Here is a 22,073-nt window from a genome sequence, read left to right as displayed (position 1 = left end):
CTCCTGTCAGAGTTCGAAACGGTCTCGGCTGTTGCCGGCTTTTTCGTCGCCCGGCATGTACAGCGGGCCTTTCTGGCCGCAGCCGGCCACTAGGCAGACAACGGCGAGGAGCGCGAGGGTCAGTCGCTTCATGGGACAGTCCTTGAAAAAAGCGTGAATTGCGCTGGAGTATACCGACCCCCCGCCACCTTGCCTATGCGCCCAGCGCCCGTCCGGCGCGGGCTGGCCGAATCGGCACGGCAGGCAGATAGCGATCGAGGAGAGCTGATGGAACACCCTGTGCTACTGGCCGGCTCGGTTTCGGCCGCCTATTTGCAAGGCCTGATCGCCTATCTGCAGCGCCAGGGCGTGGAGCCGGCGGTGCTGCTCGCCCGCGCCCGCTTGCCCAGCGAACTGCTCGGCCAGCACCCGCAGCGCATGGCCGCCAGTGCCTACCTGCGTCTGCTGGAGGAGGGCATGCGCCTGACCGGCGACGATTGCCTGGGGCTGCACCTGGGCGAAGCAGTGAGGCCGGGTGACTACGGTGTGCTCGGCCATCTGCTGATGAGTTGTGCGACCTTGGCCGATGCCCTCCACCGCCAGGCGCGCTATGCCGCGCTGGTGGGCAGCCTGGGGCAGGTCGGGCTGGACGACGAGCCGACGTGTGACGGCGGCGAGGCCCTGGTCGCCCATAGCTGGCAGCCACTGTTGCTACAACAGCAACGGCAGTTGAGTGAGGAAACCCTGGCCGGCTGGGTCAGCTTCGGGCGCTGGATCAGCGGCCTGGACATCGCGCCGGTGCAGGTACGCTTCCAGCATGCGGCACCAGTCGATATCCGCGAACACCAGCGTATCTTCCGCTGCCCGGTGTTGTTCGAGCAGCCCGACAACGCCCTGGTCTTTCCCAAGCGCCTGTTGAGCGTGGCGCTGGGCCAGGCCGACGCGCAGGTCAGCGGCATGCTCGACGCCTACGCCGATCGTCTGCTGGGCGAATTGCGTCAGGGTGCTAGCCTGCTTGAGCGGGCGCGGCGGATTCTGCTGGCGCAACTCGCCGAGCAGCGTCCGGAGCTGCATGCCATCGCCGAGGCGCTGGCGCTGAGCCCACGCACCCTGCAGCGGCGTCTGGGCGAAGCGGGGGTGTCGTTCAACCAGTTCGTCGACGAGACGCGTCAATTGCTGACGCTGCACTACCTGCGCGAGACCTCGCTGGCGCTGGAGGACATCGCCTTGAGGGTCGGTTTCAGCGAGCCAGCTTCGCTGTTGCGGGCCTTTCGCCGCTGGACGGGAAGGAGCCCGGGCGAGTACCGTCGCCACCTGCCCGGCTGAGTGCCGGGTAGCGTTTACCCATTTTTCTGCAGTCGCTGCACCTTGTGAGGACACCCCGATGAGCCTGAGCGAAGCCCGCTTCCACGATCTGGTCGATGCCACCCAGCAGGCGGTGGAGGATATCTTCGACGACAGTGATCTGGACGTCGACCTGGAGAACAGCGGCGGTGTGCTGACCGTGCGCTTCGACAACGGCACGCAACTGATCTTCAGCCGGCAGGCGCCGATCCGTCAGCTCTGGGTGGCGGCGCGTTCCGGCGGCTTCCATTACGACTACGACGAGGACGAGCAGCGCTGGGTCTGCGACAGCAGCGACGAACTGCTGGGGGAAATGCTCGCGCGCTTCGTGACCGAGCAGGCGGGTGTCGAACTGGAGTTCGATGAGCTCTGAAAGCGCGGCGCCGGCCTCGCCCTGCCAGCGCAAGTGCTGCTTGGACGAGCAGAACATCTGCCTGGGTTGTGGCCGCAGCATGCAGGAGATTCTCGACTGGGGCGCTGCCGATGCGCAGCGCCGCCGGCAGATCTGTGAAGCTGCCGAAGCGCGTCTGCGGGCGCGCAAGTCGCCGAGCTGACCTGCTGGTCTTGTTTATTCGGCCAGCTATGTTAGGGTCGGTTGACGTTTCGGCGCGTACCGCGTTGCTGCGCCAAATTGCGCCAGGCTAGGCGTGGGATGCAGGGAATGGTTGTTCCCTTGCCAAATCCCACAACGACGCATGGCGCAATTTGCCGCGCAACCCGAAGGGACGGGCCAGTTTTTGCGCGGATCGTCGTTGCTCGACGACTCATTTGGGCGACCAAACTTCGCGTCTCGCGCCTAGCTCCGCGCAAAAACTGGCTCCGTCGCGGACGCGAGCGAAACGTTAACCGACCCTAGGGTCGACAAAACGCTGCAAAACCCCGCCTTCGGGCGGGGTTTTGCTTTTTGAGTCTCACGCAAGGAGTCTGCCCGGCATCATGAACAGCGCACCCGCCATCACCATCACCCGTCTCGATCTGCAGCGCCTGGAGCGCCTGCTGGATTCCCTGGAGGATTTCGGCCCTGGCGCCGAGGCGCTGGAGAAAGAGCTGGCACGCGCGCAGGTGGTCGGTCATGACGAGATCCCTGCTGGCGTGGTGACCATGAACTCGCGCGTGCATTGCCGCGAGGAAAGCAGCGGCAAGGACTACCACCTGACCCTGGTCTACCCGCAGGATGCCGGGGGTGAGGGCAAGGTCAGCATTCTTGCGCCAGTAGGCAGCGCCTTGCTCGGCCTCTCCGTTGGCCAGCACATCGACTGGCCGGTACCGAGCGGCAAGCAGCTCAAGCTGACCCTGTTGGAAGTGGAATATCAGCCGGAAGCGGCGGGCGAATACGACCGTTGAGTGCAGGGGCATCAAGGCTGGGCTAGCAGGCCGTTGAAAAACGTAGGCGACGACTGCATGGATGCAGGAGGTAGAGCGAAGCAGGAGGCCCGAGCCGAGGCAGGCTGACCTATACCGATGGCGGCCCCGCAAAAACAGCCGAAACGACCAACGGGAGTAACAGCCGAAGGCTGGCCCGAAGGGCGAACGCAGTGAGTCAAAACGCTCGGAGTCGCGCTCGACTTTACGTGTTGTAAATGAGCATTTTTGACGGGGGCGCCTAGCCTGGGCTCGCACGCGAGGCTGTTTTTAACGACGGGCAGACAACGCAGGTAGTTTTTCGACAGTCTGCTAGAGTGAGATGTCAATGATCAGCAAGGAAGCTCCGCCATGCCCAGTCTCCCTCTGTACTTCCCACCCACCTATTCGCAACCGCGTGGCCTGCTCTGCGCCGAGCTGGTGCTCGACGCTTATGACCAGTACGCGCAATGGCTGAAGCAGCAGCGCCCGCGCGTTGCCCAGCACTTCCACTGGCAGCCGCCGCAGCGTCCCGATTGGCAGTTTTCCGCGCCGATCTGGAGCATCCTCAGCGAGTGGCATCTGTTCAACGAGTCGGAACCCTTCGGCTTTGCCGCGCGTGATCCGCAGGGCGACTGCTATCTGGTGTTCCGCGGTACCGAGTCGGTGCAGGACTGGCTCGACGACCTGGATCTGGATCAGCGCGACTATCCCTGGCAGGGCAGTGCCGGCCTGGTGCACGACGGTTTCCTCAAGCTCTACACCTCGCTGCGCGATCAGGCCCTTCTGGCGCTGGAGGATCTGCAGCCCCAAGCGCAGTTGTGGGCTTGTGCCCACAGCCTGGGCAGTGCCCTGAGCAGCCTGGCGGTGCCGGATCTGCGCCGGCGCTGGCCCTTCCTGCCGTTGCAGCACTACAACTTCGCCAGCCCACGCTTGGCCTCGCCGGCCTTCGCCAGCTACTACAACGCGCTGGCAGTGCCCACTTACCGCCTGGTCAACGACAGCGATCTGGTGCCCGAGGTGCCGCCCGCCGACAGTGAACGCTGGTGGTATCAGCATCTCGGTCTGCCGGTGACCTTCACCGCCAGCTATGGTGGCGTCGTCGACAATCACAGCATGAGTGGTTGCTACCTCTATGCGCTGAACAATCCCCAATCCCCCATGCGCTAGGCCTGTTGCAGTGCGGCATTGAGGGCGTCTTCCAGCTCGCTCTTGTAGCGCAGGTAATGCACGGTCTGCGCCTGTTGTTCGGCGAGCACAGCGGACAGATCCAGGTCGGTGATGTAGCAGGGGTAGCGCTCGCCGCCGGCGCGCTGGGCGAGGATGTGCTGGGCCACGGCGCGGTAGAGGTCGCGGCCGTATTCCAGTTCGGAGAATTCGCGATGGTTGCAGTACAGGGTAACGTGGCGCTGGCGTCCGTCACCCGGCTCGATGATGGCTTGCACGTCATAGAAGGGATGGCTGATCGGCGCCTGTGGCGCGACCCGACGTTCGACGCTCTGAGCGCGCAGCGGCGCATCGGGCAGTAGCTGGTGGTAGAGCACTTCCAGCGGCATATCGCTGCTCAGGTCATCCAGCGGTAGTTGCGCGTTGCGTCGGTACAGCAGCGACTGCAGGAAGCGCTGCAGCGGGGTGAGCAGGCTTTGCTCGTCGCGGTATGGCAGGCGCCGGCGCCACAGGGCATTGTGCTCGTCGAGCACGGTCAGCTCGGCTTCGCTGCTCTGTTCGTTGAGGCGGTAGAACACCTGGATGGTCTGCGGCTTGCCCAGCGGTAGAATCAACGCCAGGTCGCTGCCCTCCAGGGCGTAACGGTCGAGGCTCAGTGGGCTGAACAGCGCCTGTTCGGCGCCCAGGTGCTCGAGCAGCGCCGGCAGGTCGCCCAGGGCGGTATGGCTGACCTGGCCGGGAGTCAGTTGCAGTACGTGGTAATGCTGGCGCACCTGCAGCAGGTAACGCGAGGCCTTGCCACTGGTGTAGTTGTCGAGTAGGTCGCGCAATAGCTCCTCGACCCGGCTGGCGATGGCCGGGGCGCGGTTGCGGCAGTAGCAGCGCACCTGCACCTCGGGGTATGGGCCTGCGGGCGGCAGGCCGTTGAGCAGGTCGCTGAGGCAATCGAGCAGGGCATCCTCGCCGTCATAACGCGCCACCTGCAGCTCGTTCCAACTGTTGAGGCTGACCTGATCCAGGGTCAGCACCAGGTTCTCGCGCACGCCCGAATAACCCAGGGCATCGGTGCGCCCGCTGGTCATGTGCAGGTTCATCTGGCTGTGCTGCTTGAGCGGGTCGAGGCCGACGTTCACCAGCAGCAATATTCGGCTCGGTGTGCTGCTGCGCAGCAGAGCCGCTTCTTCCACCAGGGGCAGGGGCAGGGCGAACATCTGCTGCAGGCTGGTGATCAGGTTGGCCAGCTCGAAGTCGCTCAGGTCGCTGCTGCCGGGGTGCAACGAGAGCCTTGTGCTGGCGTCGATCACGCCGTTGCGGTGGCACCAGGCGAGCAGTTCGATCAGCTCGCGGGAGCGCTTGATCGGGGCGAAGTCCGGCCATTCCTGCGCGCCCAGGCTGCCGCTGAACAGCTCCCACTGGTAGTCGCCCGATGTCTCGCTGCTGGGGCGCTGCACCAGGGTGAGGGTGTCTTCGGCCAGATCCGGGGCGATGCCGGGGTTGATGAACTCCACCTTGCCGGCCTTGCGCTCGAAGGCCGCATACAGGCGCCGGCCGAGCACGTTGAGGTCGCGGTTGCTCAGCGAGCTGCCGACCTGGGCACTGCGGGCGAACTGGGTGAGGAAGCGATAGCTGTAGGTCAGCTCGTTGACCAGCAGGCGTCGTTCGGCAGCCACCTGGCGAACCTTCCACTGGCTGCGACTGTCGAGCAGGTTGAGTTGGCGCGTCTGCCAACCCCACTCGCCGGTCAGGCGTTCGAGCAGCAGGCGCTGCCAGCTCTTGGGCCGGCCACGGGTCGGCGGGCGGCTGATCTTCTTGTTCACCTTGAGGTACAGGCAGCGGCGGATCAGCTCCAGGCGTTCCTGATCGCCTCGGGCGCTGAGGTATTCCTCCAGGCGCCGGTAGACGACGATATAGGGGTCGAGTTCGTCCAGATCCAGACGCCCCTCGAACACCGCCTGCTTGAAGCGCAGCGCCAGGCACTCGACCTTGGGGTGCTCGCTGGCGTAGACCTCGGTGAGCAGCAGCTTGAGCGCGGACTTGTACGGCGATTCGATGCCCTTGTAGAGCTGCCACATGCCGGCGCCGAGGAATTCCTGTGGGGGAATCTGCGCCAGGTGGCCGAGGTCGAGCACGTCTTCTTCACGCACGAAACGCTTGCTCAGCAGGGTGCGGCAATAGTCTTCGTAGCGGTTTTCCTCGTAGACCGGCACCAGCCACCAGATCGGCGTGCGTCCGCCGAGCCAGATGGCAGTGCGATAGAACTCGTCGAGCAGCAGGTAGTGCTGGGTGGTACCGCAGTCATCGGAGGTGAGCTGGGTGTCACGCATGCCGCGGGCAAAACGCAGGGGCTCGATGAGAAAGACATGCACCTCGGCGCCCAGGCCTGCGGCCCAGCTTTCCAGTTGGTCGCATTTCTTGCGCAGCTCCTGCAGCGCCTGTTCACTCAGGTTGGCGGCATGGCACAGCCACAGATCCATGTCGCTCTGCTCGGCCTGTGCCACGGTACCCAGGCTGCCCATCATGAATAGGCCATGCAGCGGTGCGGCGCCCTGGCCGCGGCGCGGTTTGTAACTGAAGGAGCGGGTCAGACGCTGCACTTCGGCCAGGCTGGCATCGTCCGGCTCGAAGCCGCTGAGCCCCGCCGGGGTGCTGGCTGAGACGTAGCCCGGTAGCAGCGGATGGTTGACGTGCAACAGCAGCGGCAGCAGCTTGAGCACCAGTTGCTGGCGTGTCGACAGGGCCTGGGTGGCGCGTTGCAGGCGGCCCTGATTGATCTGCAGAAAGCGTGCGCGCAGTTGCGCCAGCACCTTGCGATCGATGCCGTCGTCGATATCGGGGCGGATTTCCTGGCTGCGCGTCATGCTCTAACTCTACTGGCGGGTGGTGCAAGCCTATCAGCGGCGTGCTCGCCAGTGCAGTGCCTTGACGCTATATCGCCCGCCGCGCCTTTCCCTTGAGGGCGGCCGGCGGGCAACTGAGATTAAGCGGGAGTGGTCTGGCGGGCCGAAAGAATGGTCAGCAGTGCTTGTGCGTGTTCGGCGGCATCGATGCCCAGGCTGGTGAGGTAACCGCCATCGGCCTGGCTCACCAGGCCTTTTTCGTAGAGGCGGGTGATGGCGCCTTGCGCCTTGAAGGAGGCGTTGTTGTGCACCTTGAGCCCTTCCTGATGGTTGTCCAGGTTGTACAGGGCGAGGATTTCCAGCTCGTCTATCAGTTCAGCAGTGAAGGACTTCATGGTGACTCCGTCTTGTCGTTATGGCGTTCCTGCAGTGTAGAGCCTAGAACCGTGCTCTGCCCGGTGCGTGTCTGCCAGGTTTCGAGGATGCGCTGATAGGTGCCGTCACGCCTGATCCGGCGCATGCCTTCGTCGAAACGCTGCAGCAGCTCAGGCGCCTGCGGGTGGTGGCGGGAGAAGCTCAGATAGAGCTGCGGGCGATGTACCCGGGCCAGGGGGACGAACTGCCCGGCCAGCTCCGGGTGTTCGCGTAGCAAGGCCTCGGTGGTGGCGCGAAAGGCGATGACGTAGTCGACGCGCTGGTGCTGCAGCATGAGGAAACCGTTGAGGTCGCGCCTTACCGGAACGCGCCGAATGCCGGAGTAGCTATCGAAGTACTCGCCATAGGTGTAGCCGCTGGTCACTGCGACACGCTTGCCCTTGAGCGCTTCGAGGTCGTCGATCGGTGCCGAGCCGGCTGGCCCCCAGAGCTGTATGTCGTCGCTGAACAGCGTTTGCTCGGGGAGCAGGAAGTGGTCGCGGATATAGGTATCGGGCGTGGTGTTGAAGCAAGCCACCAGGCTGCCGGTGCGTGCCAGCTCCATGCAGCGTGAGTAGGGGTAGGGGGCCAGTTCGAGTTCGATATCGGTGGCGGCGAAGGCCGCGCGCACGATATCGGCCGACATGCCTTCGATACGCTCGTTGCGCCAGGCCGTATAGGGGTACCAGTCATCCTCGGCGCCGATGCGCAGGCTATCGGCCATGGCCATGTGAGCGGACGGCAGGCTCAATGCCAGCCCTATGGCGAAGCGGAAGCGTCGGTGCAGCATTGCACAGGCACCTTGAACGGCAAGAGACAGGAATGACCCTAGCAGTCTATTGGCCGCTACGCCCATTGGCATGAGTCAAACCTGCTTCAGTTTTCCTCTGGCAGCTCGGGCAGGGCACGCAGGGCCTGTTCATACCAGGCGCCGTCGAAGGGGCGATCATCGCGCAGCATGGCATCGACCTCGTGGGCCAGCACCAGAGCCATGAGTTCGAGAATCTCCTCGCGCTCGTAGCCCACCAGGCTCAGCTTGTTGTACACCGCCTTGGCGGCGGCCGGCTCGCCGCTTTCCAGTTGGTTTTCGATGGCCTGGATCAGGGTGGCCTGGGCGAAATCTTCGTCGTTGTCGTCGTGCTCGCTCATCTGTGGTTCCTCATGCTGTGCCAGCGGCGAAGTCCAGCAGGGCCTTGCCGGTCAGGCGGTACGTGGACCACTCGCTCTGCGGGCGGGCGCCAAAGGATTCGTAGAAGTCGATGGCCGGGGTGTTCCAGTCCAGCACCGACCACTCGAAGCGGCCGCAGCCACGGGTCACGGCCAGTTGCGCCAGGTGACGCAACAGCGCCTTGCCGGCGCCCAGGCCGCGCGCTTCGGGGCTGACGTAGAGGTCTTCCAGATAGAGACCGTGCTTGCCCAGCCAGGTGGAGTAGTTGAAGAAGTACACCGCATAGCCGATGGCCTGGCCGTCGCGCTCGCAGACCAGGCCATGGGCGGTGCTGCCCTCGGCGAACAGGCTGTCGCGGATACCGGCGGCGTCGGTCTTCACCTCATGCTCGGCCTTCTCGTAGACGGCCAGCTCGGTGATGAAGCGCAGGATCAGTTCGGCGTCGTCAGCGGTGGCGGGGCGGATGGTCATGGACATGGCATATCTCGTTGTAAATCAGCCTTGGTTGAGGGCTAGCCAGGTCACTGGCAGGCCTACGAGGCAAAAGAAACCGAACGCTGCGACCCAGGCGGTGCGTGAGCCCATCGGGTCATCCACGCGCAGTGGCAGGCCTGGGTAGCGGCCCAGTGTCAGCAGGCGCAGGGCGAGCCAGCCGGTGCAATAGAAGAGATAGCCGAGAACGACTTCGGCCAGCAATTCGCCCAGAAACAGCAGGCCACGCAGCAGTAGCTCGAACATGGGGACATCCTTTTCCCACCTTGGGTTTAGCGGCTGGTCAGCAGCTCGCGACCACGCGCCACGGCCGCGCGTACCTGATTCGGCGCAGTACCGCCGATATGATCGCGGGCACCCACCGAGCCTTCCAGGGTCAGCACGGCGAAGACGTCGTCAGCGATCTGGTCGCTGAACTGGCGTAGTTCGTCCAGGCTCATCTCGGCCAGATCCTTGCCGCTCTGCACGCCGTATTTCACCGCGTGGCCGACGATCTCGTGGCAGTCGCGGAAGGGCAGGCCCTTGCGCACCAGGTAGTCGGCCAGATCGGTGGCGGTGGAGAAGCCGCGCAGCGCCGCCTCGCGCATGATCTCGCGCTTGGGCTTGATCGCCGGCACCATGTCGGCGAAGGCGCGCAGGCTGTCGCGCAGGGTGTCGGCGGCGTCGAACAGCGGTTCCTTGTCTTCTTGGTTGTCCTTGTTGTAGGCCAGTGGCTGGCCCTTCATCAGGGTCAGCAGGCCGGTCAGGGCGCCGAACACGCGGCCGGTCTTGCCGCGTACCAGCTCGGGCACGTCGGGGTTCTTCTTCTGCGGCATGATCGAGCTGCCGGTGCAGAAACGATCCGGTAGGTCGATGAACTGGAACTGCGCAGATGTCCACAGCACCAGCTCTTCGGAAAAGCGCGACAGGTGCATCATCGCCAGCGACGCGGCGGCGCAGAATTCGATGGCGAAGTCGCGATCCGACACGCCGTCCAGCGAGTTGCCGCCCACGGCATCGAAACCCAGCAGCTCGGCGGTGATCTCGCGCTGGATCGGGTAGGTGGTGCCAGCCAGCGCAGCGCTGCCCAGCGGCATGCGGTTGGCGCGCTTGCGGCAGTCCACCAGGCGCTCGTAGTCGCGCGAAAGCATCTCGAACCAGGCCAGCAGATGGTGGCCGAAGGTCACCGGCTGAGCGGTCTGCAGGTGGGTGAAGCCGGGCATGATGGTGTCCGCCTCGGCTTCGGCCAGGCCCAGCAGGCCCTGCTGCAGGCGGGTGATCTCGGCCAGGATGGTGTCGATTTCGTCACGCAGCCACAGGCGGATGTCGGTAGCCACCTGGTCGTTGCGCGAACGGCCGGTGTGCAGCTTCTTGCCGGTCACGCCGATGCGGTCGGTCAGGCGTGCCTCGATGTTCATGTGCACGTCTTCCAGGTCGACGCGCCAGTCGAACTGACCGGCTTCGATCTCGGCCTGGATCTGCTTGAGGCCGTCGATGATGGCGTCACGCTCGTCGGCGGTGAGTACGCCGACCTTGGCCAGCATCGTGGCGTGGGCGACGGAGCCCATGATGTCGTGGCGATAGAGGCGCTTGTCGAATTCCACCGAGGCGGTGAAACGGGCGACGAAGGCGTCGACGGGCTCGCTGAAGCGACCGCCCCAGGATTGGTTGGTTTTTTCGCTGCTCATGGTTATGGCTCTGGATCGGGCAGACCATGGAGTCTGCATGGCGGACAAAGTGCACTGATGATAACAGGGGTATGACCCGCTGCCGATCAGATAAGCCCTCTCCGCTAGGGCAACCTGGGCCAGGCGAGCGCATGAATTTGTCGCCTGGTCTGCATTTCGGTGCTTTATTTGCCTTGCTCGGGTCGCTCTGGCTTGCCGCCGTGCGAAGCGCCACGGAAACTGCTGCCATGTCTAGCCAAACCCACGTCAACCATCCCAAGCCTTCGCCGGTGGATGACTTCTTCGTGCCCGAACTGTGCCAGCCCGAGGCGCTGCTGAGCATGGTGCTGCTGGCCGAGCTGCTGGTACTGGTATTGGTGCTGGCCGAACCCATGGTGCCGAACTTCGATTGGGTGCGCCTGGCGCTGACCTCGCTGTTCGTGCAGTGGATCGTGCTGCTGTCGGCGGCCTTGCTGTGCCGGCTGCGGCCCTTGCTGGCGCGCTTGCGTCCGGCCCTGGCCGGCGTGCTGTGCTGCCTGCTGGTGGTGCTGCTGACCCTGGGCTGCACCGCCGTCGCCGATTACTACGACCTTGGCGGGCCCTTGCCGCGCAGTGGTGAAACGCGACTTTACCTGCGTCATGCACTGATCAGCCTGATCATGTCGGCACTGCTGCTACGCTACTTCTATCTGCAGAGCCAATGGCGCAGGCAGGAGCAGGCCGAGTTGCGCGCGCGCATCGAGTCGTTGCAGGCGCGGATTCGCCCACACTTCCTGTTCAACAGCCTCAACAGCATCGCCAGTCTGGTGGCGGTCGACCCAGCCAAGGCCGAGCAGGCAGTACTGGATCTGTCCGATCTGTTTCGCGCCAGCCTGGCCAAGCCGGGCACGCTGGTTTCCTGGGGAGAGGAACTCGAATTGGCGAAACGTTATCTATCGATCGAGCACTATAGGCTCGGCGAACGGCTACAGTTGCAATGGGAGGTCGATAATGTGCCCGAGGATCTGCCGATTCCTCAGCTCACCTTGCAACCTCTTTTGGAAAACGCCTTGATCTATGGCATCCAGCCACGCATAGCAGGTGGCCTGGTGCGCATCGAGGCGGATTACCAGGACGGTGTGTTCAGTTTGTGTGTCAGCAATCCGTATGAAGAGCGTGGCGAGCAGCAGCACCCGTCGCGGGGTACGCGCCAAGCGCTGAGCAACATCGACGCGCGTTTGACGGCACTTTTCGGGCCGCGCGCCAGTCTCAGCGTGGAGCGTCGTGACGGCCGTCATTACAGCTGTCTACGCTATCCTTGTGCGAGACTCACGCAGGAAGCCAGAGCAATATGAATGTCCTGATAGTCGATGACGAACCCCTTGCCCGCGAGCGCCTCAGCCGCATGGTCGGCGAGCTCGAGGGTTACCGAGTATTGGAGCCCGCCGCCAGCAATGGCGAGGAGGCCCTTACCCTGATCGACAGCCTGAAACCGGATGTCGTGCTGCTGGACATCCGCATGCCCGGGCTGGACGGGCTGCAGGTGGCCGCCAAGCTTTGCGAGCGCGAAGCGCCGCCGGCAGTGATCTTCTGCACCGCCCATGATGAATTCGCCCTGGAAGCCTTTCAGGTCAGCGCGGTCGGCTACCTGGTCAAGCCAGTGCGTGCCGAAAACCTGCGCGAGGCGTTGAAGAAGGCCGAGCGTCCCAACCGCGTGCAACTGGCGGCCCTGACCCGTCCGGCTGCGGAGAGCGGTACCGGCCCACGCAGCCATATCAGCGCCCGCACGCGCAAGGGCATCGAGCTGATTCCCCTGGATCAGGTGGTCTACTTCATCGCCGATCACAAGTACGTGACCCTGCGTCACGAGGGCGGCGAAGTGCTGCTGGACGAGCCGCTCAAGTCGCTGGAAGACGAATTCGGCGAGCGTTTCGTGCGTATCCATCGCAACGCCCTGGTGGCCCGCGAGCGCATCGAGCGCCTGCAGCGCACTCCGCTGGGGCATTTTCAACTCTACCTCAAGGGCCTTGGCGGGGACGCGCTGGTGGTGAGCCGGCGCCATGTGGCCGGCGTGCGCAAGCTGATGCAGAACCTTTAGAGCAGCTACAAGCGGCAAGCTGCAAGCAGCAAGTAAAAGCAAGGTGCGGCGCTTGGTCGCTCGGGGTTGCCCTTACACGGATTGGCTTGGGGCTTGGGGCTTGGAGGGGGCGGCCAATCGGTATTGGAGCTTGCTATCATGACGGCAATCCGTTTTCTGGAATTGCCCCATGCCCCGCGAAATCCGCATCGCCACCCGCAAGAGCGCCCTGGCCCTTTGGCAGGCCGAATACGTCAAAGCCCGCCTGGAACAGGCTCATCCCGGCCTGAAAGTCAGTCTGGTGCCCATGGTCAGTCGGGGCGACAAACTGCTCGACGCGCCGCTGGCGAAGATCGGCGGCAAGGGTCTGTTCGTCAAGGAGCTGGAAACCGCGCTACTGGAGAACGACGCCGACATCGCCGTGCATTCGATGAAGGACGTGCCCATGGACTTCCCCGAAGGCCTGGGCCTGTACTGCATCTGCGAGCGCGAAGATCCGCGTGATGCCTTCGTCTCCAACACCCATGACAGCCTCGATGCGCTGCCGGCCGGCAGCGTGGTCGGCACCTCCAGTCTGCGTCGGCAGGCCCAGTTGCTGGCGCGCCGGCCCGATCTGCAGATCCGTTTCCTGCGCGGCAACGTCAACACCCGCCTGGCCAAGCTCGATGCCGGTGAGTACGACGCCATCATCCTCGCCGCAGCCGGGCTGATCCGCCTGGGCTTCGAGGAGCGCATTCGCAGCTCGATCAGTGCCGAGGACAGCCTGCCAGCCGGTGGCCAGGGCGCCGTGGGCATCGAGTGCCGCAGCGCTGACAGCGACGTGCAGGCCCTGCTGGCGCCGCTGCACCACCGCGAAACCGCCCTGCGCGTCACCGCCGAGCGGGCGCTGAACAAGCGCCTCAATGGTGGCTGCCAGGTGCCCATCGCCTGTTATGCCCTGCTCGAAGACGATCAGCTCTGGCTGCGTGGCTTGGTCGGCCAACCGGACGGTGGCCTGCTGCTACGCGCCGAAGAGCGTGCCGCCAGCGGCGATGCCGAGGCCCTCGGCGTGCGCGTGGCCGAGGCGCTGCTGGCGCAGGGAGCAGAAGATATTCTCAAGGCGGTGTACGGCGAGGCCGGCCACCCGTGAGCGCCTGGCGCCTGCTGCTGACCCGCCCCGCCGAGGAGTGCGCGGCGCTGGCGCAGACGCTGGCCGCGCAGGGCATCGCCAGCCATTGCCTGCCCCTGCTGGCCATCGAGTCACTGCCTGAATGCGCCGAGCAGCACGAAACCTTCGCCGGCCTGCGGCGCTATTGCGCGGTGATCGTGGTCAGCAAGCCGGCGGCCCGCCTGAGCCTGCAATGGCTCGCGCGCTACTGGCCGCAAGCACCGGCGACGCCCGCCTGGTTCAGCGTTGGCGCTGCCACCGCCGATGTGCTCGCCGAGCAGGGGCTGCAGGTGCATTTTCCCGTCAGCGGTGATGACAGCGAAGCGCTGCTGGAGTTACCGGCCCTGCAGCAGGCCATCGCCACCGCCGAGGCACCACGGGTGCTGATCCTGCGTGGCGAAGGTGGCCGAGAATTTCTCGCCGAGCGCTTGCGCGGCCAAGGCGTGACGGTCGACTATCTGCCACTTTACCGGCGCACGCTGCCTTCATACCCCGCCGGTGAGCTGATGCGCTGCGTGCTGGCGGAACGCCTGAACGCCCTGATGGTCAGCAGTGGGCAGGGGCTCGAACATCTGCTGCAGCTCGCCGGGGCCGACTGGCCGAGGCTGGCTCGGCTACCCTTGTTCGTACCCAGCCCGCGTGTGGCCGAGCAAGCGCGCCGTGCGGGCGCCGAAATCGTTGTGGACTGTCGCGGTGCCAGTGCCGCGGCCTTGCAGGCAGCTCTGGAGCATTTTCCGGCTGCCACCCTCTAGAAGGATGGATACGTGAGCGAAGCAGCCACCCCGAAACAACAAGATGAAACCTCGGCCAGCGCAGCCGCGAACACGCCCAGCAAACCGCCGGTGAAGGCGCCACGCAGTGGCGGCACGGGGCTCGCCGCCCTGGCCTTGCTGATCGGTCTGGGCGGGGCGGCTGCAGGTGGTTGGAGCCTGTGGCAACTGCAGCAGATGCAGGGGCTGGAGCAACAGCAGGCGCAGGCGCTGCAACGCATCGCCGATGACAGTGAGCAACAGGTGCGTGGTGTGGCCCAGCGCCTCGATGCGCGCCTGGCCGAGCTGCCCAGTGCCACCGAGCTGGATGAGCGCCGGCGGCTGCTGGCCAATCTGCAGAGCGATCAGCAGCGCCTCAGCCAGCGCCTGGAGTCCGTGCTCGATGGCAGTCGTCAGGACTGGCGCCTGGACGAGGCCGAGCACCTGCTACGCCTGGCCACGCTGCGTCTGAGCGCCCTGCAGGACGTTGACAGTGCCGAGACGCTGGTGCAGACCGCCGATGACATCCTGCGGGATCAGAACGACCCGGCTGCCTTCGCCGCCCGCGAACAGCTCAGCCGTAGCCTGGAAGCCCTGCGCACCACGCAGCGCCCGGATCGGGTCGGCCTGTTCCTGCAACTGGCTGCCCTGCGTGAGCAGGCGGCCACCCTCAATCCGCTGGCGCCGACCCTGGAAGGGCAGGGCGACGTGCTCTCCGACCTGGCTGCCGAAGGCGACGGCAGTGCCTGGTGGAGCGAGTGGCTGAAAAAACTCTCCGACTACTTCCGCATCGAGTTCGACGCTGATCGCAACGTGCGCCCGCTGCTCTCCGGGCAGAGCCTGGCGCAGGTGCGTCTGAGCCTGTCGCTGGCCCTGGAACAGGCGCAATGGGCCGCGCTGCATGGGCAGAGCGGGGTATACCGGCAGGCGCTGAAGCAGGCCGAGGAGATCCTCGACGCCCACTTCAACCTGGACAATCCTGACAGCCGTGCCCTGCTTCAGCGCTTCGCCGAACTGGCCGACGCCCCCGTCGAGGTCAAGGTGCCGGATCTGAGCGAATCGGTCGATGCACTGCAAGCCTATCTGCAGCGCAAGCACGCCCAGCGTCGGCAGGGGGCCGCAGCGGCCGGGGAGGTGCAATGAAACGCCTGCTCTGGCTGCTCGTTCTGCTCGCCGTTGGCGCGGCGCTCTATCTGCTCAGCCTGGCCATCGAGGCCGACCCTGGCTACGTGCTGTTCGCCTACAAGGGCTTCCGCTACCAGTCCAGCCTGTGGGCTTTCCTCGGGCTGCTGGTGGTCGTGGTGCTGCTGTACTACCTGACCAAGGCCCTGCTGCGCCTGTTGCTCAGCTCCACGCGCCTGGCCAACCCCTGGTCGCGCCTGCATCGTGAACGGCGCGCTCGCCTGGCCTCCGAGCAAGGCATGCTGGATTTGGCCGAAGGGCGCTGGGCGCGTGCGCAGCGGCAACTGAGCCGTGCTGCCGAGGCCTCCAGCCAGCCCTTGATGTACTACCTTGGGGCAGCGCGGGCAGCCGGCAAGCTCGGCCAGCACGAACAGAGCGATGCGCTGCTGGAAAAGGCGCTGCAACAGCAACCTCGAGCCGAGCTGGCGATTGCCCTGACCCATGCCGAACTGCAGCGCAAACGGGGCGACAGCGATGCCGCGCTGGAGACCCTGCAGGCCATGCGCGAGCGCCACCCAGGGCACCACCTGGTGCTGCGTCAGTTGCAGCGCCTGTATCTGCAGCGTCAGGACTGGTCGGCCCTGCTGGGCCTGTTGCCGGAGCTGCGCAAGGAGAAGGCGCTGCCAGCCGCCGAGTTGGACGAGCTGGAGCGTGAAACCTGGCGTGGACGTCTGGCCGAGGTTGGCGAGCAGGGTCTGGAGCAGGGCGAGACTACCCTGCAACCGCTGACCCAAGCCTGGAACCAGCTCTCCGCTGGCCTGCGCCATGACCCGGAACTGATCGCCACCTACGTCGAGCAACTGCGCCGTCTCGGTGCTCAGGAGGAGGCCGAGCAGGTGCTGCGTAGCGCGCTCAAACGCAGTTACGACAGCCGCCTGGCGCGTTTCTACGGGGTGCTGCGCGGCAGCGATCCGGCGCGCCAGCTAGAGTACGCCGAGGGCTGGCTGAAACAGCACCCGGACGATGCCGCGCTGCAACTGACCCTCGGCCGGCTGTGCCTGCAGAACCAGTTGTGGGGCAAGGCGCGCGACTATTTCGAGAGCAGCCTGCGTCTGCAGCGCCATCCGGAGACCTGCGCCGAGCTGGCTCGCCTGCTGGCGCAGCTCGGCGACGTGGAGCGCAGCAATCAACTGCTGCTGGAAAGCCATGACCTGCTCCACCACGGCTTGCCCAACCTGCCACAGCCACGAGGTGCGGCGAGCTAACGGACGGAACGCTACCATCGCCTGACCAGCAGTGTTCTACCATGCATGGGCGCCTTGAAAGGCGCCCATGCTTTCCTCTACCGTACGCGCTCGATTTTCCTCTTCGGAGTCACCATGCACTTGGCCAGTCCGCGTCCTCTGTTCTTCCTGGCGTTTCTCGGTTGCGTACTGCTCATGGCAGCGGCTCTGTATCTGGAGCATGTGGTGGGGCTCGAGCCCTGCCCGCTGTGCATCGTCCAGCGCATCTGCGTGATCGCCTTCGGCCTGGTGTGCCTGGTGGCGGCACTGCATGGGCCGGGGCGTTTCGGGCAGCGCGTGTATGCGCTGCTGGCGCTGTTCTTCGCCCTCGCCGGGGCGGCCACGGCTGGTCGGCAGATCTGGCTGCAGAGCGTACCGCCGGAGCAACTGGAGGCTTGCCTACCAGGGCTGGAGTACATGATCGAGGCCTTCCCCCTGCAGGAGATCGTCAGCAAGGTCTTCCGTGGTACGGCCGATTGCGCCGAGGTCAACTGGACGCTGTTCGGCATGAGCATCCCGGAGTGGAGCCTGCTGGGTTTCATCGGCATGCTGGGGTTTGCCCTGTTCCAGTCGTTGCGCCGTAGCTGAGCCTGGACATGAGTCAAACGGGCGTATGAATTTTTCTCCCAGGGCGCCTTGAAGGCTGTCACTTTGCGGGCATAATCTGGCACGCATGTACCGCAGGAGCGGCGACTCGTTGCGTCGCTCCCCTCAATGCCATTTGCCGACAGACAGAGCGTCTCGGGAACGGGCGTACGACAGGCATCCGCGATAAGGGAAGTGAGGCTCACCATGCTCGAAAGTTGCCGCAACGCCCAGGAGCGCTGGGGAGGTGTGCACCAGTTGATCGACCGCTGGCTGCATGAGCGCCATGAACTGGTAAATGCCTACAAGGGGCTGGCCGACGCGCCGCCGAGTTCGGTTGTCACGGCAGAGCGCCTGCACGGCTTCTGTGAATTGCTGGTCGATTATGTCTCGGCGGGGCATTTCGAGGTCTATGAACAGCTCACCAGCGAGGCCAAGGCCTTCAATGACCAACGTGGCCTGGAGCTGGCCAAGCAGATCTATCCACGTATCGAAGCCATCACCGAAGTTGCCCTGGCCTTCAATGATCGCTGCGACGGCAGTGGTGGCGAGGGTGTCAGTGAGCTGCTGGCCGAGTTGCAGCGTCTGGGGCCCTTGCTGCACGAGCGCTTCGAGCTGGAAGACTGCCTGATCGAGGTGCTGCACAACTCGCATCAGCAACAGGCCGCCGCACTGGCCTGAGGCTCGTGGGTGCGGCTCAGTTGGCCACGCCGAGCAGCTCCAGGTCGAAAACCAGCGGCGAATAGGGCGGTATCAGATCCCCCGCGCCTTCTGCCCCATAGGCCTGGGCCGATGGCACCACCAGGCGCCAGTGCGCGCCGACCGGCATCTGCAGCAGGGCGCTGCGCCAGCCCGCGATCAGGCTGTCGAGCCTGAACCACTGCGGCGTCTGGCTCTCGTCGAACAGGCTGCCATCGGCCAGATGGCCACTGTAACGCACCTGCACACGGCTACGTGCAGTCGGCTTGGCGCCGCTGCCGGGCCGTACCTCGCTGACCAGTACGCCCCCCTCCAATACCCGTACACCAGGTTTGGCTTGCTCCTCGGCGAGAAAGCGCTGCTCGTCCTGCTGGGCCTTGGCATGGCGCTGCGGGTCTTGCGCCATGCGCGCTTCATGTTCTTCCAGCAGTCGTTCGATGCGCGCCTCGTCCAGCTTCAGAGGCTGGCCCACGTAAGCCTGGCGCAGGCCTTCGATCAGCTCCGGCAGCGCCAGATCCGGCACCTCATCGCGCAGGCGTTCACCCAGGCGGGCACCCAGGCTGTATGCCAGGTCGTCTTGTGGCGTGGCGAAGGCGAGTGGGCTGATGCACAGGCAAAATGCGGCAGCTAGGGCGCGGCTCATGACGGGGTCTCCAATCCGATTGCGGCGATTATGCCAGCGCCGGATGCAGCCCGATGCCCCGTCGGTGAAAAGTGCTATGGCAGGGGCAAACGCCTGAGTCTAGTATGGGCGCTTCTACATCCGCCCGGAGGCGCGTCATGTCGGCTAAGAAGAAGTCCATCAGCACCCCTTTGCACCTGCTTCATCAGTTGTCCGGTAGCTTACTCGAGCATTTGGAAAATGCCTGCTCGCAAGCCCTGATCGATGCCGAGAAACTCCTCGCCAAACTCGAGAAGCAGCGCGGCAAGGCCCAGGAAAAATTGCACAAGGCGCGCGGCAAGCTGCAGGATGCCGCCGTAGCCGGCAAAGCCAAGGCGCAAGCCAAGGCCAAGGATGCAGTTGCCGAGCTTGAAGAGCTGCTCGACACCCTCAAGGTTCGTCAGAGCGAGACCCGTGCCTATATCGCCGAGCTCAAGCGTGACGCACAGGAAAGCCTGAAGCTGGCTCAGGGCGTGGGCAAGGTGAAGGAAGCTGCCGGCAAGGCGCTCGAAGCACGTGACGAGTCGGCAGCCAAACCAGCTACGGCGAAGAAGCCGGCTGCTGCCAAGGCGCCTGCCGCCCGTAAGCCTGCAGCCAAACCAGCAGCGGCCAAGGCCGCCGCCAAACCGGCCCCGGCCAAAGCACCTGCCAAGCCGGCCGCGAGCAAGCCTGCAGCCAAACCAGCTACGAGCAAGCCCGCAACAGCCAAGGCTCCGGCCAAGCCGGCCGCCAGCAAGCCGGCGGCAGCCAAGCCAGCTACGAGCCAACCCGTGGCAGCCAAGGCCTCGGCCAAACCGGCTGCAAGCAAGCCTGCTGCCAAACCGGCAGCAGCCAAACCAGCGGCTGCCAAGCCGGCTGCGGCGAAGAAGCCGGCCGCTGCGAAAGCGCCGGTGAAGAAGGCTCCGGCCAAGCCTGCTGCCGCACCGGCCGCGCCCGTAGCGCCTGCCGCTGATAACGGAGCCGCTGCGAATACGCCCAGCGCGTCCTAAGGCGAGCCTGCAGCGCCGCGTAGCATCTGCAGCGCGGCGCTGCTTTTCCCAGCCAGGCGAGCGAACCAATCGTCTTCGCCTGCCTCTTCGGGCCATTTTTCTGCCAGCGCCTGCAAGCGTTCGAGCAGCACCCGCTCGGCCTGCAATTCCAGTCTCTTGAGCTGTTCGCGCAGAGCGTCCAACTCTGCATCCTCACGGGCGGCGGATCGCCATTGATGACGTGTTTGCCGCAGCGGGGCGACCACGTCGCGCTGCCAGGGGCCGGCCAACTCGCGCAATGCTGCCAGGCGCTCGTCCAGGCAGCGCACGCCGCGCTTTTGCAGCCAGGCGCCGGTAAGCAGCAGGCAGACGTCGCTGCCTGCTTCCTGCAATTGCAGGCAGGCCTGTTCCACGCCGGGTCTGGCGTAGAGTTCGAGGGCGAAATTCCACAGATCCTGCACGCGGCCTCCAGGGCGATTTGCTAGACTCCGCCGCCATTATGATCCGACTCCAGAACCTCACTCTACAGCGTGGTCCGCAACGCCTGCTCGAAGGCGCCGAGCTGACCCTGCACGCCGGCCAGAAGGTCGGCCTGATCGGTGCCAATGGCGCCGGCAAATCCAGCCTGTTCGCCCTGCTGCGTGGCGAGCTCGGCCCCGATGCCGGCGACTGCCAGTTGCCGCCGGACTGGCGCATCGCCCATATGCGTCAGGAAGTGGACGACCTCGAACGCCTGGCGGTGGACTACGTGCTCGACGGCGACGTGCACCTGCGCTCGATCCAGGCCGAGCTGGCCAAGGCCGAAGCCGCACACGACGGCAGCGCCATCGCCCGTCTACACAACGAACTGGACAACGCCCAGGGCTACAGCGCCGACTCACGTGCGCGCAAGCTGCTGGCCGGGCTGGGTTTCACCAGCGAGCAGATGGACAGGCGCGTCGGCGACTTCTCCGGCGGCTGGCGCATGCGCCTTAACCTGGCCCAGGCGCTGATGTGCCCGTCCGAGCTGCTGCTGCTCGACGAGCCGACCAACCACCTCGACCTCGACGCCATCCTCTGGCTGGAGGAGTGGCTCAAAGGCTACCCCGGCACGCTGCTGCTGATTTCCCACGACCGTGACTTCCTCGATGCCGTGGTCGATCACATCGCGCATCTGGAACAGCAGAAGCTGACCCTCTATCGCGGCGGCTATTCGGCCTTCGAGCGCACCCGCGCCGAACGCCTGGCGCAGCAGCAGCAGGCCTTCGAGAAGCAGCAGGCGCAGCGCGCGCACATGGAAGACTTCATCCGCCGCTTCAAGGCCAAGGCGACCAAGGCGCGCCAGGCGCAGAGCCGCATCAAGGCGCTGGAGCGCCTGGAGGAGCTGGCTCCGGCACACGTCGACTCGCCCTTCGATTTCGTTTTTCGCGAGGCGGACAAGGTGTCCAGCCCGCTGCTGAATCTGTCTGAGGCGCGCCTGGGCTATGGCGACAAGGCCGTGCTGGAGAAGGTCAAGCTGAGCCTGGCGCCCGGCGCGCGCATCGGCCTGCTCGGCCCCAACGGTGCGGGCAAGTCGACCCTGATCAAGACCCTGGCCGGTGACCTTGCCGTGCTCGGCGGCGAACTGGCCCGTGGCGAGAACCTGGCCATCGGCTACTTCGCCCAGCATCAGCTCGATGCTCTGGATCCCAAGGCCAGCCCGCTGTTGCACCTGCAACGCCTGGCACCGAGCGAGCGCGAGCAGACGTTGCGTGACTTCATCGGCGGCTTCGATTTCCGTGGCGACCGTTGTGACGAGCCGGTGCTCAATTTCTCCGGTGGCGAGAAGGCGCGCCTGGCCCTGGCGTTGATCGCCTGGCAGAAGCCCAACCTGCTGCTGCTGGACGAGCCGACCAACCACCTCGACCTGGAAATGCGCCTGGCCCTGACCCTGGCGCTGCAGGAGTTTGCCGGTGCGGTACTGGTGGTCTCTCACGATCGTCACCTGCTCAAGAGCACCACCGACGAGTTCCTGCTGGTGGCCGATGGGCGCATCCAGCCATTTGAAGGCGACCTGGACGACTACGCGCGCTGGTTGATCGATTTTCGCGCCCGTCAGCAGCCGGTCAGCGCCCCGCTTGCCGGTGCCGAGAAGACCGACAAGCGCGCCCAGCGCCAGGCCGCCGCCGCGCTGCGCCAGCAACTGGCGCCGCACAAGAAGCAGGCCGACAAGCTCGAACAGGAGCTGGGCAAGGTGCAGGAAAAGCTTGCCTCCGTGGAAGCCCAGTTGGGTGATAGTGGTCTGTACGAGTCCGCGCGCAAGGACGAGCTGCGCCAGCGCCTGTCCGAACAGGCGCAGCTCAAGGCGCGCGAAGCCGAACTGGAGGAAGCCTGGCTGCTGGCGCTGGAAACCCTGGAGGCACTGCAGCAACAGCTAGAGGAGGCCGAATGATCGAG

At 65.2% G+C, this 22,073-nt stretch carries 25 protein-coding genes; 15 read left to right on the top strand and 10 right to left on the bottom strand.

The window, feature by feature from the left end; genetic code table 11:
- Positions 1 to 6: 6 nt before the first annotated feature.
- Complete coding sequence (locus tag PVE35_RS24075; RefSeq protein WP_268180623.1) at positions 7 to 132, bottom strand: lipoprotein; 126 nt, start codon at positions 130 to 132, stop codon at positions 7 to 9.
- Positions 133 to 267: 135 nt separating this feature from the next.
- Here PVE35_RS24075 and PVE35_RS24070 point away from each other — a divergent pair, with 135 nt between their 5' ends.
- The 5 genes from PVE35_RS24070 to PVE35_RS24050 all read left to right on the top strand — a co-directional run bounded on the left by PVE35_RS24070 (position 268) and on the right by PVE35_RS24050 (position 3,834).
- Positions 268 to 1,305 (top strand): AraC family transcriptional regulator, encoded by a 1,038-nt coding sequence (locus PVE35_RS24070; protein WP_277373224.1) that lies wholly within the window; start codon positions 268 to 270, stop codon positions 1,303 to 1,305.
- A 58-nt stretch (positions 1,306 to 1,363) separates the two neighbouring features.
- Positions 1,364 to 1,696: an iron donor protein CyaY gene (gene cyaY / locus PVE35_RS24065; RefSeq protein WP_268180625.1), complete on the top strand. Its 333-nt coding sequence runs from the start codon at positions 1,364 to 1,366 to the stop codon at positions 1,694 to 1,696.
- A complete protein-coding gene (locus tag PVE35_RS24060) occupies positions 1,686 to 1,877 on the top strand; it encodes a DUF1289 domain-containing protein (RefSeq protein WP_268180626.1) in 192 nt (63 codons plus the stop codon). The genes cyaY and PVE35_RS24060 overlap by 11 nt, the downstream gene beginning before the upstream one ends.
- A 382-nt stretch (positions 1,878 to 2,259) precedes the next feature.
- Entirely contained in the window at positions 2,260 to 2,667 is a 408-nt protein-coding gene (gene rnk / locus PVE35_RS24055) for a nucleoside diphosphate kinase regulator (RefSeq protein WP_268180627.1), read from the top strand.
- A 369-nt stretch (positions 2,668 to 3,036) separates the two neighbouring features.
- The gene (locus PVE35_RS24050) at positions 3,037 to 3,834 is read left to right on the top strand and encodes a lipase family protein (protein WP_277373223.1); all 798 of its coding nucleotides are present in this window, start codon (positions 3,037 to 3,039) and stop codon (positions 3,832 to 3,834) included.
- Here PVE35_RS24050 and PVE35_RS24045 read toward each other — a convergent pair.
- The 7 genes from PVE35_RS24045 to argH all read right to left on the bottom strand — a co-directional run bounded on the left by PVE35_RS24045 (position 3,831) and on the right by argH (position 10,409).
- A complete protein-coding gene (locus tag PVE35_RS24045; RefSeq protein WP_277373222.1) occupies positions 3,831 to 6,689 on the bottom strand; it encodes a class I adenylate cyclase in 2,859 nt (952 codons plus the stop codon). The two genes, PVE35_RS24050 and PVE35_RS24045, sit on opposite strands and share 4 nt — an antisense overlap.
- 119 nt (positions 6,690 to 6,808) lie before the next feature.
- Positions 6,809 to 7,063 carry a TIGR02647 family protein gene (locus PVE35_RS24040; protein WP_268180630.1) on the bottom strand — a complete coding sequence of 85 codons (255 nt, stop codon included), beginning with the start codon at positions 7,061 to 7,063 and terminating at the stop codon, positions 6,809 to 6,811.
- The gene (locus tag PVE35_RS24035; RefSeq protein ID WP_277373221.1) at positions 7,060 to 7,872 is read right to left on the bottom strand and encodes a transporter substrate-binding domain-containing protein; all 813 of its coding nucleotides are present in this window, start codon (positions 7,870 to 7,872) and stop codon (positions 7,060 to 7,062) included. Before PVE35_RS24035 ends, PVE35_RS24040 begins: the two co-directional genes overlap by 4 nt.
- Before the next feature lie 86 nt (positions 7,873 to 7,958).
- Positions 7,959 to 8,231 (bottom strand): hypothetical protein, encoded by a 273-nt coding sequence (locus PVE35_RS24030; RefSeq protein ID WP_268180632.1) that lies wholly within the window; start codon positions 8,229 to 8,231, stop codon positions 7,959 to 7,961.
- A 10-nt stretch (positions 8,232 to 8,241) separates the two neighbouring features.
- Complete coding sequence (locus PVE35_RS24025; RefSeq protein WP_277373220.1) at positions 8,242 to 8,727, bottom strand: GNAT family N-acetyltransferase; 486 nt, start codon at positions 8,725 to 8,727, stop codon at positions 8,242 to 8,244.
- 18 nt (positions 8,728 to 8,745) lie between these two features.
- On the bottom strand, positions 8,746 to 8,988 hold the full coding sequence (locus tag PVE35_RS24020; protein ID WP_268180634.1) for a hypothetical protein: 243 nt from the start codon (positions 8,986 to 8,988) through the stop codon (positions 8,746 to 8,748).
- Positions 8,989 to 9,014: 26 nt separating this feature from the next.
- Positions 9,015 to 10,409 carry an argininosuccinate lyase gene (gene argH, locus PVE35_RS24015; RefSeq protein WP_277373219.1) on the bottom strand — a complete coding sequence of 465 codons (1,395 nt, stop codon included), beginning with the start codon at positions 10,407 to 10,409 and terminating at the stop codon, positions 9,015 to 9,017.
- A gap of 227 nt (positions 10,410 to 10,636) precedes the next feature.
- On the opposite strand from argH, the gene PVE35_RS24010 reads away from it, so the two are divergent.
- The 8 genes from PVE35_RS24010 (at position 10,637) to rsd (ending at position 18,011) form a co-directional block, all read left to right on the top strand.
- The gene (locus tag PVE35_RS24010; RefSeq protein WP_268180636.1) at positions 10,637 to 11,722 is read left to right on the top strand and encodes a sensor histidine kinase; all 1,086 of its coding nucleotides are present in this window, start codon (positions 10,637 to 10,639) and stop codon (positions 11,720 to 11,722) included.
- Positions 11,719 to 12,465 carry a LytTR family DNA-binding domain-containing protein gene (locus tag PVE35_RS24005; protein ID WP_268180638.1) on the top strand — a complete coding sequence of 249 codons (747 nt, stop codon included), beginning with the start codon at positions 11,719 to 11,721 and terminating at the stop codon, positions 12,463 to 12,465. Before PVE35_RS24010 ends, PVE35_RS24005 begins: the two co-directional genes overlap by 4 nt.
- A gap of 169 nt (positions 12,466 to 12,634) precedes the next feature.
- Positions 12,635 to 13,573: a hydroxymethylbilane synthase gene (gene hemC / locus PVE35_RS24000; protein WP_277373218.1), complete on the top strand. Its 939-nt coding sequence runs from the start codon at positions 12,635 to 12,637 to the stop codon at positions 13,571 to 13,573.
- On the top strand, positions 13,570 to 14,343 hold the full coding sequence (locus PVE35_RS23995; protein ID WP_277373217.1) for a uroporphyrinogen-III synthase: 774 nt from the start codon (positions 13,570 to 13,572) through the stop codon (positions 14,341 to 14,343). The genes hemC and PVE35_RS23995 overlap by 4 nt, the downstream gene beginning before the upstream one ends.
- Positions 14,344 to 14,355: 12 nt before the next feature.
- Entirely contained in the window at positions 14,356 to 15,483 is a 1,128-nt protein-coding gene (locus PVE35_RS23990) for a uroporphyrinogen-III C-methyltransferase (RefSeq protein WP_277373216.1), read from the top strand.
- Complete coding sequence (locus PVE35_RS23985) at positions 15,480 to 16,727, top strand: heme biosynthesis HemY N-terminal domain-containing protein (RefSeq protein ID WP_277373215.1); 1,248 nt, start codon at positions 15,480 to 15,482, stop codon at positions 16,725 to 16,727. Before PVE35_RS23990 ends, PVE35_RS23985 begins: the two co-directional genes overlap by 4 nt.
- Before the next feature lie 114 nt (positions 16,728 to 16,841).
- Complete coding sequence (locus tag PVE35_RS23980) at positions 16,842 to 17,333, top strand: disulfide bond formation protein B (RefSeq protein ID WP_268180648.1); 492 nt, start codon at positions 16,842 to 16,844, stop codon at positions 17,331 to 17,333.
- 204 nt (positions 17,334 to 17,537) lie between these two features.
- Entirely contained in the window at positions 17,538 to 18,011 is a 474-nt protein-coding gene (gene rsd, locus PVE35_RS23975) for a sigma D regulator (RefSeq protein WP_277373214.1), read from the top strand.
- Between the two features lie 16 nt (positions 18,012 to 18,027).
- On the opposite strand, the gene PVE35_RS23970 is transcribed toward rsd, so the two are convergent.
- Entirely contained in the window at positions 18,028 to 18,672 is a 645-nt protein-coding gene (locus tag PVE35_RS23970) for an FKBP-type peptidyl-prolyl cis-trans isomerase (protein ID WP_277373213.1), read from the bottom strand.
- A 137-nt stretch (positions 18,673 to 18,809) separates the two neighbouring features.
- Here PVE35_RS23970 and PVE35_RS23965 point away from each other — a divergent pair, with 137 nt between their 5' ends.
- Positions 18,810 to 19,679 carry an AlgP family protein gene (locus PVE35_RS23965; RefSeq protein ID WP_277373212.1) on the top strand — a complete coding sequence of 290 codons (870 nt, stop codon included), beginning with the start codon at positions 18,810 to 18,812 and terminating at the stop codon, positions 19,677 to 19,679.
- Here PVE35_RS23965 and PVE35_RS23960 read toward each other — a convergent pair.
- The gene (locus tag PVE35_RS23960) at positions 19,676 to 20,119 is read right to left on the bottom strand and encodes a TIGR02444 family protein (RefSeq protein ID WP_277373211.1); all 444 of its coding nucleotides are present in this window, start codon (positions 20,117 to 20,119) and stop codon (positions 19,676 to 19,678) included. The genes PVE35_RS23965 and PVE35_RS23960 overlap by 4 nt on opposite strands.
- Before the next feature lie 38 nt (positions 20,120 to 20,157).
- Between PVE35_RS23960 and abc-f the strand changes: the two genes are divergently transcribed.
- Positions 20,158 to 22,068 carry a ribosomal protection-like ABC-F family protein gene (gene abc-f / locus PVE35_RS23955; protein ID WP_268180655.1) on the top strand — a complete coding sequence of 637 codons (1,911 nt, stop codon included), beginning with the start codon at positions 20,158 to 20,160 and terminating at the stop codon, positions 22,066 to 22,068.
- The last annotated feature ends 5 nt before the right edge of the window (positions 22,069 to 22,073 follow it).

Origin of the sequence: Pseudomonas sp. AA-38, assembly GCF_029457475.1 — a bacterium.
Lineage (GTDB): Bacteria > Pseudomonadota > Gammaproteobacteria > Pseudomonadales > Pseudomonadaceae > Aquipseudomonas.
Note: the sequence above shows the minus strand (reverse complement) of the source record. Positions and strands in the feature narration are given on the sequence as shown.